Annotated in this window: 9 protein-coding genes and 1 pseudogene; 6 read left to right on the plus strand and 4 right to left on the minus strand. The window is 66.7% G+C overall.

Translation table 11 applies throughout. The annotated features are described in order from the left end of the window. From GXB81_RS28570 to GXB81_RS28580, 3 genes and pseudogenes are all read right to left on the minus strand, one after another. Positions 1 to 350 (minus strand): annotated as a pseudogene (locus tag GXB81_RS28570) (cell division protein FtsZ); the annotation flags it as partial. A 113-nt stretch (positions 351 to 463) separates the two neighbouring features. After that, on the minus strand, positions 464 to 3,982 hold the full coding sequence (gene smc, locus GXB81_RS28575; protein ID WP_205990959.1) for a chromosome segregation protein SMC: 3,519 nt from the start codon (positions 3,980 to 3,982) through the stop codon (positions 464 to 466). Between the two features lie 261 nt (positions 3,983 to 4,243). Beyond that, positions 4,244 to 5,179, minus strand: a complete 936-nt coding sequence (locus tag GXB81_RS28580; RefSeq protein WP_205990961.1) for a DMT family transporter — start codon at positions 5,177 to 5,179, stop codon at positions 4,244 to 4,246. Positions 5,180 to 5,556: 377 nt separating this feature from the next. On the opposite strand from GXB81_RS28580, the gene dapC reads away from it, so the two are divergent. The 6 genes from dapC to cls all read left to right on the plus strand — a co-directional run bounded on the left by dapC (position 5,557) and on the right by cls (position 11,979). After that, a complete protein-coding gene (gene dapC / locus GXB81_RS28585; protein WP_205990963.1) occupies positions 5,557 to 6,777 on the plus strand; it encodes a succinyldiaminopimelate transaminase in 1,221 nt (406 codons plus the stop codon). Positions 6,778 to 6,834: 57 nt separating this feature from the next. Beyond that, on the plus strand, positions 6,835 to 7,662 hold the full coding sequence (gene dapD / locus GXB81_RS28590; protein WP_167045225.1) for a 2,3,4,5-tetrahydropyridine-2,6-dicarboxylate N-succinyltransferase: 828 nt from the start codon (positions 6,835 to 6,837) through the stop codon (positions 7,660 to 7,662). Next, the gene (locus GXB81_RS28595; RefSeq protein WP_167282601.1) at positions 7,662 to 8,027 is read left to right on the plus strand and encodes an ArsC family reductase; all 366 of its coding nucleotides are present in this window, start codon (positions 7,662 to 7,664) and stop codon (positions 8,025 to 8,027) included. Before dapD ends, GXB81_RS28595 begins: the two co-directional genes overlap by 1 nt. A 174-nt stretch (positions 8,028 to 8,201) precedes the next feature. Continuing rightward, a complete protein-coding gene (dapE, locus tag GXB81_RS28600) occupies positions 8,202 to 9,341 on the plus strand; it encodes a succinyl-diaminopimelate desuccinylase (RefSeq protein WP_205990969.1) in 1,140 nt (379 codons plus the stop codon). A gap of 13 nt (positions 9,342 to 9,354) precedes the next feature. After that, entirely contained in the window at positions 9,355 to 10,239 is an 885-nt protein-coding gene (prmB, locus tag GXB81_RS28605; RefSeq protein WP_167045197.1) for a 50S ribosomal protein L3 N(5)-glutamine methyltransferase, read from the plus strand. A gap of 249 nt (positions 10,240 to 10,488) precedes the next feature. Further along, positions 10,489 to 11,979 (plus strand): cardiolipin synthase, encoded by a 1,491-nt coding sequence (gene cls / locus GXB81_RS28610; protein WP_167045194.1) that lies wholly within the window; start codon positions 10,489 to 10,491, stop codon positions 11,977 to 11,979. A gap of 110 nt (positions 11,980 to 12,089) precedes the next feature. Here the strand turns inward: cls and GXB81_RS28615 are convergent, their stop codons facing one another. Beyond that, positions 12,090 to 12,569, minus strand: a complete 480-nt coding sequence (locus GXB81_RS28615; RefSeq protein ID WP_167045191.1) for a glutathione peroxidase — start codon at positions 12,567 to 12,569, stop codon at positions 12,090 to 12,092. Positions 12,570 to 12,915: the final 346 nt, after the last annotated feature.

A 12,915-nucleotide genomic window follows, 5' to 3' on the forward strand; every position in this document is an offset into this window, starting at 1 on the left:
TCGCCCTCGGCGGCCGGATAACCGTTCGGCGAGGTCGTCTCGGCCTGGATATCGGCCGGCGTATCGAGCGGCGCGGCGCTCACGCCGAACGTCGGCTCGACGCGCGCGGCAGCCGGATCGGCCGCCGCCTCCGTATTCACAGTCGGTTCGCGCCGCGTGGCCGGGCGCGCCGGCTCGATGAACGGGCTCTGCTCCTCATGCTCGTCCCGCGCGAGACTCTCGGCGGTCTCGGCCGGCATGGGCCGCGGCATCTTGCGGCGCACCTTCGCGCCCTGCCACGCGTTGTATACGACCACGCCCCCGACCACCACGGCACCCGCGCCGATCAAACCGAGTGTCAACTCGTCCATGCATGCTCCATCAGCAATTCTTCTATCCGCGCGGCCCTGCGTCCGCTGCCCGTTCCGCGCGGCTTGCACTGCAAGCCGCTGCGCTGAACGCGGACGCCCGCGCAGGCTTTAACTTAAACGATATTCTGGGCGAAACCGGCCGCCGTTTCCATGTCGACCGCGACGATCCGCGACACGCCCTGCTCCTGCATCGTCACGCCGATCAGTTGCTGCGCCATTTCCATCGCGATCTTGTTGTGCGAAATGAACAGGAACTGGGTCTTGTCCGACATCGCGCGCACGAGGTTCGCGAAACGCTCGGTGTTGGCGTCGTCGAGCGGTGCGTCCACTTCGTCGAGCAGACAGAACGGCGCCGGATTCAGCTGGAACATCGCGAACACGAGCGCGGTCGCGGTCAGCGCTTTCTCGCCACCCGACAGCAGGTGAATCGTCGAATTCTTCTTGCCCGGCGGCTGCGCCATCACCTGCACGCCGGCATCGAGAATTTCGTCGCCGGTCATGATGAGCTTGGCCTGGCCGCCGCCGAACAGACGCGGGAACAGTTCGCCGAAATGACGGTTCACTTCGTCGAAGGTGCTTTGCAGGAGCGTGCGCGTTTCGGCGTCGATCTTGCGGATCGCGTCTTCGAGCGTTTCGATCGCGCTCGTCAGGTCGGCCGATTGCGCATCGAGGAAGCTCTTGCGCTCGGTCGCGGCCTTCAGTTCGTCGAGCGCGGCCATGTTGACGGGCCCGAGCGCGACGATCGCGTTGTTGATGCGCGTGACTTCGCCCTGCAGGTACGACGGCTTCATGTCCGGCGTGAGCCTCGTCTGCAACTCGGCTTCGTCGACGCCGGCCGCGACCAGTTGCTCGACGAACTGCTCGCCGTTGATCCGCGCAGCCTGCTCCTTCAGTTGCAATTCGTTGATGCGGTCGCGCAGCGGCTGCAGCGCACGCTCGGTGCTCAGGCGCGTTTCGTCGGCCGCGCGCAGCTTCGAGGTGAGGTCGTCGAGTTCGATGCGCGCGGCGCGCAGCGCCTCTTCCTTCGCGGTGCGGATGTCGAGCGCATCCTGCAGGCCGGTATGCGCGGTCTGCTCGTTGATCGTTTCGAGTTCGGCGCGCGCGTCTTCGAGCGAGCCCGCGACGCGCTCGCTCTGCTCGTGCGCGACCTGGATGCTGCGCTTCAGTTCGTCGATGCGGTTCGCCATGTTGCGCGCGGCAAAGCGCGCGTCGGTGGCGGCGCGGTCGAGATCACGCACGTCGCCGCGCGCGCTCGTGAGCGTTTCGTCGAGTGCTTCGAACGCCAGCTGATGATCCTCGAAGCGCGCCTGCAACTCGGCGAGTTCGCCGTCGTGACGCTCGAAATTCGCTTCCGATTCCGCGCGCAGCGCGCGCTGCTCGTCGATCTGCGCGGCGATCTCTTCGAGTTCCTCGCGAATCTGCGTGCTGCGCTGCGTGTAGCGCTCGTGCGCCTGGGTGAGCTTGAGCACGTCCATCTGCAACGCGTGGACACGCTGCGTCGCGCGCTCGGCCTGCTGGCGCGCGTCGCTCAGCGCCTGCGCGGCCTGCGTATGCGCGGCTTCGGCGCGGATCGCGGCGGCCTTTGCCTCGTCGGCGAGCAGGGCCTGCGCGCGCACCTGGCGGCCGAGGTTTTCGATTTCCTGCTGACGCGCGAGCATGCCGGCCTGTTCGGAATCGGCCGCATACAACTGCACGCCGACGCGCGTAACCACATGCCCCGCCTTGACGACGAACGCGCCGCCTTCCGGCAGTTGCGAGCGCATCGCAAGCGCCTGTTGCAGGTCGTCGGCGACGAACGTGAGGCCGAGCCAGTCGTTGAGCACCGCGCGGATGCCCGCATCGTCGATCCGCACGAGCGCCAGCAACGGCCGCAGCGCGGCCGGCGCGGCGGCCGCATGGCTGGCCGCCGGCGGCGCGTAGAAAGCGAGCTTGGCGGGCGGTGCGTCGGTGGCGAACGCCTTGACCCAGTCGAGATTCGACACTTCGAGCGCGGCCAGACGCTCGCGCAGCACCGCTTCGAGCGCGGCTTCCCAACCCGCTTCGACGTGCAGCTTCTTCCACAGACGCGGCAGGCCGCCCAGTTCGTGCTTGTCGAGCCACGGCTGGATCTTGCCCTCGGTCTGCACGTTTTCCTGCAACTGCCTGAGCGCCGCGAGACGCGCGTCGAGCTGATGAATCTGCGCGCTTTCGGCCTGCACACGCTCCTGCGCGGCGCGGCGCTCGGCGTCCAGACGCGGCAGCGTTTCCTGCGCCTCGGCAAGACGGCCTTGCGCGTCGTGCAGAATTTCCTCGTGCTCGGCGAGCTGCATGCGCAACTCTTCGAGCTGCGCCTCGTCGGGCGCGTCGAGACCGCCCGCTTCCGATTTGAGCCGCTCATGGCGCTGCTGCAACTGCTGCAGCTGCTGATCGGCATTGCGCTGATGCGCGGCTTCGAGCTTGAGCGCCTGCTCGGTCTGCGCGATGCCGCCGCGCTCGGTGTTCAGTTCGGCCTGTGCATCGCGCCAGCGCGCTTCGAGCGCGGGCAGCGCGTCGTGCTTCGCGGCGGCATCCTCTTCGGCGAGTACGGCTTTTTCTTCGGCGACGTCCAGTTGCTCCTCGGCGTCGGCGATATCGTCCTGCGCCTTGCCGGCTTGCGCCTGCCACTGCTCGCGCTGCGCGGTCAGCGCGGCGATCTGCGCCTGCACGCGGTTGCGCGATTCGACGATGAAGCGGATCTCCGCTTCGAGCCGGCTCACCTCGGCGTTGGCTTCGTAGAGCGCGCCTTGCGCGCCCTGCATCGCATCGCTCGCCGAATAGTGCGCGACGCGCAGCGTTTCGAGTTCCGCCTCGACTTCGCGCAGCTTCGCGGTTTGCGCCTCGAGGTCGATCTGTGCCTGTTCGATCGCGCGCTGCTGGCGCTGCTGCTCGCCGGCCGCCTCGTTCTTGCGCAGCAGCCACAGCAGACGCTGCTTTTCCTCGCCGTCGCTTTGCAGCTCGCGATAACGCGTCGCGACGACCGCCTGCGCCTCGAGCTTTTCGAGGTTCGAGCCGAGTTCGCGGACGATGTCCTCGACGCGCGTCAGATTCTCACGCGTGTCGTGCAGACGGTTCTCGGTCTCGCGGCGGCGTTCCTTGTACTTCGAGACGCCCGCGGCTTCTTCGAGGAACACGCGCAGCTCTTCGGGCTTCGCCTCGATCAGCCGCGCGATCATGCCCTGGCCGATGATCGCGTAGGCGCGCGGCCCGAGGCCCGTGCCGAGGAAGATGTCCTGAATGTCGCGGCGGCGGGCCGGCAGATTGTTGATGTAGTAGCTCGAGGTGCCGTCGCGCGTCAGCACGCGCTTCACGGCGATCTCGGCATACTGGCCCCACTGGCCGGCGGCGCGGCCGTCCGCGTTGTCGAACACGAGTTCGACGCTCGCACGGCTGCCGGGCTTGCGGGCAGTCGAGCCGTTGAAGATCACGTCCTGCATCGACTCGCCGCGCAACTCGGAGGCACGCGATTCGCCGAGCACCCAGCGCACGGCGTCGATGATGTTGGATTTGCCGCACCCGTTCGGCCCGACCACGCCAACTAACTGGCCCGGAACCTGGAAATGCGTGGGATCGACGAAGGATTTGAAGCCAGCGAGTTTGATCGAGGTCAGACGCACGGCGATTTCGCTGTTTGAAAAGGAGAAGTGATAGGTGGCTCGCGGCGCGGCACGGAGCGTTCGCCGCCGGGGCGGAACAGGCCGTGCATCCTCGCGATGCCTTCGCGATACGGGTGCCGGCTGCATGTGCTCGAGTACTCAGGTTCGAGCGCGCGCCGGCTAATGAGGGGGAATCATACCATCGCACGTGGACGATTCTTACCGCCTTCTACCGCCCCCGCGCTAGCCGGCACGGCCGTCGCAATCGTGATGGCCGTTGCGCTAGCCGGGCGCGCTCATGTCCGCGATGGCCGGATCGGGCGGCGCCGTCTTCGGGCGATGCACCCAGCTGGAAAGCACCGAGGCCAGCACGATGCAGGCGCCGCCGGCCCATTCGCGCGGGCCCGGCACCTCGCCCGCGAAGAGCCACGCCGAAAGCGCCGTCACGACCAGCTCGAACAGCATGATGATCGACGCGCGATTGGCCGGCACGCGCGCGAGCCCGTATTGCACGAGCATATTGTTCGAGGCGAGCAGCAGACCGAGCCCGAGCACCAGTAACGCCACGGTGCCAAGATGGGCGCCGGCGGGCGGCGCCGGCATCGGCTCGAACAGCGCGGCGCAGGCACCGAGCAGCGCTGCGCCGCCGAAGATCGTCGCGGTGCGCATTTCGGGCTTCATGTCCGGCCGCACGCGGCTCGTCTTCAGGATCAGCACGTTGCTCATCGCGAAGCCCATGCCGCCCGCGAGGCCCGCCCATTCGGCAGGATTGCCGGGCAGCAGAATGCCGAGCCGCGGCGACCACAGCATCGCCATCGCCCCGGCGAGCGACAGCGCGGCGAGCGCCGCGCCCGGCCACGTGAGCCGCTCATGCAGGATGAAGTGCGCGAACAGCGCGGTCCACGCGGGCGTCAGATAAAACAGCAGCAGCACGCGCATCACCTGGCCGTGGATCGCGCCCCAGACGAAGCCGAGATTCGTGATGCCCGCGGCAAGTGCGAGCGCGGGCAGCAGCCAGTGCCAGCGCACCGTTTTCAGCGCGCGGCGCCGCACGAGCAACACGAACAGGCAGCCGGCGCCGCTCGTGAGCGCGCTCGCGGCGCTGCCGGTCACGCCGAGCGCGGCCAGCATGCGCAGCGGATACCAGACCATGCCCCATACCGACGCGCCCAGCATGATCGCGAGGGTCGGCCAGCCGTTGCGAAGCCAGTTGCTCATACGGCGGGGCTCCGGGTGATTCGGCTGGCGGCGCGCCGGTTTCGTCCGGCGGCCTCGTGAATGGCTGCGTGCATTGCTGCGATTGCTGAGTACATGGCTGTTCCTGCGTGTTCTGTTGCGCGAACCGTAAGGGGTTCGCGACGTTCCTGTTGCGGCGCAAACCGTCCGCGCCCGTGAGCGCCCCGCTTTGCCCGCCGGCCGCCGCGCCGCCGCGCCGCCGACATGCCACGCTATAATCGGCGCTTCGCCGTCGCTGTCCATCGCGGCCTGCTCGCCGGGTGCATGAAACACGTTTTTTCATGCGCTGCCCGTCTTCCGGCGCGCGTGCCCGGCTTTCCATCCGTCCGCGTTCATCTTCGCCCAGGCCCGACCCGCTCGTGAATCCGCTACTCGACTCCCTTCAGACCTATCCGTTCGAAAAGCTGCGCGCGCTTTTCAAGGACGTCACGCCGCCGGCCGGCCTCGCGCACATCAGCTTCGGCATCGGCGAGCCGAAACATCCGACGCCCGCGCTGATCCGCGAGGCCGTCGTGAATTCGCTCGGCGGCCTCGCCGCCTATCCGGCCACGCTCGGCTCGGCGCCGCTGCGCGAGTCGATCGCGCAATGGGTCGCGCGGCGCTATCACCTGCCGCCGCTCGATCCGGCCACCGAAGTGCTGCCGGTGTCGGGCTCGCGCGAGGCGCTGTTCGCGCTCGCGCAGACGGTGCTGAATCCGCGCCGCGATGCCAGCGGAGAGCCTGCGATCGTACTCTGTCCGAACCCGTTCTATCAAATCTACGAAGGCGCGGCGCTGCTCGGCGGCGCGCAGCCGTACTTCGTCAACAGCGACCCGGCGCGCAACTTCGCCTGCGACTACTCGACGGTGCCCGCCGAGGTCTGGGCCCGCACGCAACTGCTCTACGTCTGCTCGCCCGGCAATCCGACCGGCGCCGTGCTCACGCTCGACGACTGGCGCGAGCTGTTCGCGCTGTCGGACCGCTACGGCTTCGTGATCGCCTCGGACGAGTGCTACTCGGAAATCTATTTCGACGAAGCAAAACCGCCGCTCGGCGGCCTCGAAGCGGCCCACCAGCTCGGCCGCGGCTTCGAGCGCCTCATCATGCTGTCGAGCCTGTCGAAGCGCTCGAACGTGCCGGGCATGCGCTCGGGCTTCGTCGCCGGCGACGCGCAGATTCTCAAGGCCTTCCTGCTGTATCGCACGTACCACGGCGCGGCGCTCTCGACCGTGTTCCAGAGCGCGAGCGTCGCCGCCTGGAACGACGAGACGCACGTGCGCGAGAACCGCGCGAAATACCTGCAGAAGTTCACCACGGTTACGCCGATGCTCGCCGAGGCGCTCGACGTGCGCCTGCCCGACGCCGCGTTCTACCTGTGGGCCAACGTCGAGCGCACCGGCCTCTCGGACACCGAGTTCGCCCGGCGCCTCTACGCCGACTATAATGTGACGGTCCTGCCGGGCTCGTTCCTTGCGCGCACCGCGCACGGCGTGAACCCCGGCCGCAATTTCGTGCGCCTCGCGCTCGTCGCCGATGTCGACGAATGCATCGAAGGCGCGCAGCGGATCGTCGAATTTTGCCGGTCGCTCGGCGGCCACTGAGTGCAGCCTGAGCCGCATCCCCTTCTTCAGACTTCAACCCTTCAGAAAATCACGCCTATGTCGCAACAACTTCAGCAGATCATCGACACCGCCTGGGACAACCGCGCCGAGCTGTCGCCGAAAGCCGCGCCCACTGAAGTGCGCGAAGCCGTCGCCCACGCGATCGAGCAACTCGATAAAGGCGCGCTGCGCGTCGCCGAAAAGAAGGACGGCGACTGGGTCGTCAACCAGTGGCTGAAGAAGGCCGTGCTGCTGTCGTTCCGCCTCGAAGACAACGCGCCGATGCCGGCCGGCGGCTACTCGCAGTTCTACGACAAGGTGCCCTCGAAGTTCGCGAACTACACCGCTGAAGACTTCGCGGCCGCCGGCTTTCGCGTGGTGCCGCCCGCGATCGCGCGCCGCGGCTCATTCATCGCGAAGAACGTCGTGCTGATGCCGTCGTACACCAACATCGGCGCCTACGTCGACGAAGGCACGATGGTCGACACGTGGGCCACCGTCGGCTCATGCGCGCAGATCGGCAAGAACGTGCACCTGTCGGGCGGCGTCGGCATCGGCGGCGTGCTCGAGCCGCTGCAGGCGAACCCGGTCATCATCGAAGACAACTGCTTTATCGGCGCGCGCTCGGAAGTCGTCGAAGGCGTGATCGTCGAGGAAAACTCGGTGATCTCGATGGGCGTGTACCTCGGCCAGTCGACCAAGATTTACGACCGCGAAACCGGCGAAGTCACGTACGGCCGCATTCCGGCGGGCTCGGTCGTGGTGGCGGGCAACCTGCCGTCGAAGGACGGCACGCACAGCCTGTACTGCGCGGTCATCGTCAAGAAGGTCGATGCCAGGACGCGCGCCAAGGTCGGCCTGAACGAGTTGCTGCGAGGCGACTGATGGCGCGCGGCAACAAAACCGTCGTCTACGGCATTCCGAACTGCGACACCGTGAAGAAAGCGCGCGTGTGGCTCGAAGAGCACGGCGTCGAGTTCGAGTTTCACGACTTCAAGAAGGCCGGCGTCACCGAGCCGCTCGTGCAGGACTGGTTGAAGGACGTCAAGCTCGACGCGCTGCTGAACCGCCGCGGCACGACGTGGCGCGGCCTGTCCGACGACATGAAGGCGGCTGCGGAAACGCAGCCGGGCGCCATTGCCTTGATGATCCACAAGCCGTCGGTCATCAAGCGGCCCGTGCTCGTCGTCAACGGGCGCGTGAAATCGCTCGGCTTTTCGGCGGACGACTACGCGGCGCTGTTTGCCTGAATGTGCTGGCGCTTGCCTCGGCTACCCGAGGCTCACGCGCCATGTCCAGGCACAACCGGGCACCCGGTAGTCGAACGCGCGGCCGCGCGCCGCGTCGTTCCAAGGCTGTTGCCGGCTGCGGTGAAACACCGCCAGCCGGCATTTTTTCATTTCAAAGTGGTTTGCACTGAATCCATGTCCGGCACCCTCGCCCTTACCGAACAACTGATCGCCCGCGCTTCCGTCACGCCCGACGACCAGCATTGCCAGCGTCTTCTGATCGAGCGCCTCGCCGCGCTCGGCTTCGAGCACGAGACGATCGAATCCAACGGCGTCACCAACCTGTGGGCCGTCAAGCGCGGCGTCGACGGCAGCGGGGGCAAGCTGCTCGCGTTCGCCGGCCACACCGACGTCGTGCCGACCGGCCCGCTCGAACAATGGCACTCGGCGCCGTTCGAGCCGACCCAGCGCGACGGCAAGCTGTACGGCCGCGGCGCGGCGGACATGAAAGCGTCGATCGCGGGCTTCGTGGTCGCGAGCGAGGAATTCGTCGCGGCGCATCCTGCACACCGCGGCTCGATCGCCTTCCTCATCACGAGCGACGAGGAAGGCCCTGCCACCGACGGCACCGTCAAGGTGGTCGAAGCGCTGCAGGAACGCGGCGAGCGCATGGACTACTGCATCGTCGGCGAGCCGACGTCGAGCGTGCGTTTCGGCGACACGGTCAAGAATGGCCGGCGCGGCTCGATGTCGGGCAAGCTCGTCGTCAAGGGCGTGCAAGGTCATATCGCCTATCCGCATCTGGCGAAGAACCCCGTGCACCTGCTCGCGCCCGCGCTTGCCGAACTCGTCGCCGAGCACTGGGACGAGGGCAACGAATACTTCCCGCCGACCACCTGGCAGGTCTCGAACGTCCACAGCGGCGCCGGTGCGACCAACGTGATTCCCGGCCATGCGGACGTGATGTTCAACTTCCGCTTCTCGACCGCGAGCACGGTGGAAGGCCTGCAACAACGCGTGCATGCGATTCTCGACAAACACGATCTCGACTATGAACTGCAATGGACCGTGAGCGGCCTGCCGTTCCTCACGCCGCGCGGCGATCTGTCGAACGCGCTCGCGCAGGCGATCAAGGACGAAACCGGCGTGGACACCGAGCTCTCGACCACCGGCGGCACCTCGGACGGCCGCTTCATCGCACGCATCTGCAAGCAGGTGATCGAGTTCGGGCCGCTCAACGCGAGCATCCACAAGATCGACGAACATATCGAACTCGCCCATATCGAGCCGCTGAAGAACGTGTATCGCCGCGTGCTCGAACAACTGATCGCGTAACGAGGGACCTACGATGACGCTGCCGTTTTCCACCGTTCGCGACCTGCTGCGTTACGCGGTATCGCGCTTTAACGAGGCCAAACTGTCGTTCGGCCACGGCTCGGCCAATGCCTACGACGAAGCCGCTTATCTGGTGCTGCACACGCTGCATCTGCCGCTCGATCTGCTCGATCCGTTCCTCGATGCACGTCTGACCACGGCCGAAATCGACGCGCTGCTCAAGGTGATCGAGCGGCGCGCCGCCGAACGCGTGCCGGCCGCCTACATCACGCAGGAAGCGTGGATGCACGGCTATCGCTTCCACGTCGACGAGCGCGTGATCGTGCCGCGCTCGTTCATCGGCGAGCTGCTGCAGGACGGCCTGCAACCGTACGTGGAAGACCCCGAGCAGGTCGGCGCGGTGCTCGAACTGTGCACCGGCTCCGGCTGCCTCGCGATTCTCGCCGCGCACGCGTTTCCGAACGCCGACGTCGATGCGGTCGACCTGTCCGCGCCCGCGCTCGAAGTCGCGAGGCGCAATGTGGCGGACTACCACCTCGACGAGCGCATCGCGCTGTTCGAAGGCGATCTGTACGCGCCGCTCGCCGAGCGCCGCTACGATGTGATCATCAGCAACCCGCCGTACGTGAACGCCACCTCGATGCAAGCGCTGCCCGCCGAGTACAGGCACGAGCCAGAAATGGCGCTCGCGGGCGGCGCGGACGGCATGGACATCGTGCGCCGGATCATCGCCGAGGCACGCCACTGGCTGACCGACGACGGCGTGCTCGTGGTCGAGATCGGCAATGAGCGCGAGCACGTCGAGGCGGCATTCGGCGGGCTCGATCTCGTATGGCTGCCGACCAGCGCCGGCGACGACAACGTGTTCCTGATCCAGGCCTGCGACTTGCCGGTCTGAGCCTGACATGATGTCGGCCTGGCATCGCTCGGAGCCTCGCCCCGAGCCTGGTTTCAAGCCGAGTTTGGAGCCTGGTTTCATGCGGGGTTTTCAGGCAAGCTGGCAACGGTTTGCCGCCACGGTGCGCCGCATGGCGCGGCACGCCGGCCTGAAAGCGTTGCCCGGCCTATTCGCGGCATATCACGGAGCGGGCTCGCTACCCACTCCCGCGCCCTGAAACGCAGCGCTTCGCCCACTATTCGCGAGCTTATGCAATTCGACCTGCTTCACGTCGGCCCGCTGGTTGCCCTTGCCCATATTCTCGGCATCATCGCGGCCTGCCATGCGATTCTCCACACGCGCACCTCGCAAGGCGCGATTGCGTGGGCCGTGTCGCTGGTCGCGATGCCGTATCTGACGCTCATCCCCTACCTGTTTCTCGGCCGCAGCAAGTTCGCCGGCTACGCGGACGCGCGCCGCGTCGAGAACGAACTGCTGCGCACGCGCGCGCATCCGCGGATATGGGACTCGCAGTCGTCGTCGGCGGGCGTGCCGACGCAGCAACTCGGCGCGCGGCTCGTGCAGTCGCTCACGCGTCTGGGCGGCATGCCGTTTCTGCCGGGCAACAGCGTACGCACGCTCGTCAACGGCACGGCGACCTTCGAGGCGATCTTCACGGCGATCGAAAACGCGCGCCGCTACGTGATCGTGCAATTCTTCATCGTGCGCGACGACGCGCTCGGCGACATGCTCAAGGACGCGCTGATCGCGAAGGCGCAACAAGGCGTGCGCGTCTATTTCCTGTACGACAGCATCGGCAGCTTCGATCTGCCGCATCGCTACATCGCGGCGCTGCGCGCGGCCGGCGTCGAGGTGCATCCGTTCGCGACGAATCGCCGCTTCGTCAACCGGCTGCAACTGAACTTCCGCAATCACCGCAAGATCGTGTCGGTGGACGGCGAGCGAGCGTTTGTCGGCGGTCATAACGTCGGCGTCGAATACCTCGGCGCGAAACCGCCGCTCTCGCCGTGGCGCGATACGCACATCGAGGTGCGCGGCCCGGCGGTCGCGAGCATCCAGTTCGTCTTTATCGAGGACTGGTATTGGGCCACGCAGCAACTGCCCGATTTCGACGTGCCGGCCGGCGTGCCCGCCGCCGTATCAAGCGACGCCCCGAACCAGCCGGCCCCTGACACCGACTCCGCCGCGAGCGGCATGCACTGCCTCGTGATGCCGAGCGGCCCCGCCGACAAGCAGGAAACCTGTTCGCTCTTTTTCGTCGAGGCGATCAACGCGGCGCGCGAGCGGATCTGGATCACGACGCCCTATCTCGTGCCCGACGAAGCGGTGTTCTCCGCACTGCGGCTCGCGGTACTGCGCGGCGTCGACGTGCGCATCCTGATTCCGAGCCGGCGCGATCATCTCGTCGTGTTCGCAGCCTCGAAACTCTACGCGTACGACTCGCTGCGCGCGGGCATCCGCATCTTCCGCTATCAGCCCGGCTTCCTGCATCAGAAGGTCGTGCTGATCGACAGCGCGGCCGCCGCGATCGGCAGCGCCAATCTCGACAACCGCTCGTTTCGCCTCAACTTCGAGATCATGGTGCTGACCGTGGACCGCGGCTTCGCGCTCGAAGTCGAAACGATGCTGCTCGACGACTTCGCCGAGTCGCGCGAAATCGATCGCAGCGAGTACCGTCAGGCCGGCCCGCTGCGGCGCATGCTGATGCACGTGGCGCGACTCTTTTCGCCGATCCTGTAGCCCTCTCGTGCCCAGCGACGCTCAAGCCGCGCGAATCGAGCAGCGAATCAAGTAGCCAATCGAGCCGCGAATCAAACCGCAAATCAAACCCTCAGCGCGCGGCGGCACGCTCACAGCAGCGCTTCGATATCCTCGGTCATCGTCTCGGGCTTGGTCAGCGGCGCATAGCGCTTCACGACGTTGCCGTCGCGGCCGATCAGAAACTTCGTGAAATTCCACTTGATCGCCTCGAGGCCAAGCAGCCCGGGCGCTTCGCCGGTCAGATAGCGGAACAGCGGATGCGCGTTGGCGCCGTTCACCTCGATCTTGTCGAACATCGGGAACGTCACGCTGTAGTTCTTCTCGCAGAAGCTGCCGATCTGCGCGGCATCGCCCGGCTCCTGCTTGCCGAACTGGTTGCAGGGGAAGCCGAGCACCGCGAGCCCGCGTGCCGCGTAGGTGTCGTAGAGCTTCTGCAGGCCCGCGTATTGCGGCGTGAAGCCGCACTCGCTCGCGGTGTTGACGATCAGCAGAACCTTACCCTCATACGTCGCGAGACTCGCTTCCTCACCGCCGAGCGTGCGCGCCGAAAACGAATAGATCGATGTCATGTGCTCTCCCGTGAAAGCCGTCAGTCTATGCCAAAAGACACGCGAATACAGTCGGCCGGATGGCCGATGCCGGCTGCGCCGCGCATGACACGAGACGAACCGCGCGAGGCGGCGCGGCAATACGCGGCAACGCACAGCGATACGCGGCCGCCGCCCGGCGGCACACCGCGGCACGAGGCGAGCCCCATTGGCAAGCCCCGCCGCCGCGAATCGTCGCGGCCATGCGCCCGGTGCCACGCGGGGCAGTCTAAAATAGCGGTTTTCTTCAGCCGGCCACGTCGTGATCCGCTTCAATCAGTTCAGCCTCGCGCGCGGCACCAAGCCGCTTTTCGACAACACCACGTTC

It is taken from the genome of Paraburkholderia sp. Ac-20336 (genome assembly GCF_017105025.1).
Lineage (GTDB): Bacteria > Pseudomonadota > Gammaproteobacteria > Burkholderiales > Burkholderiaceae > Paraburkholderia.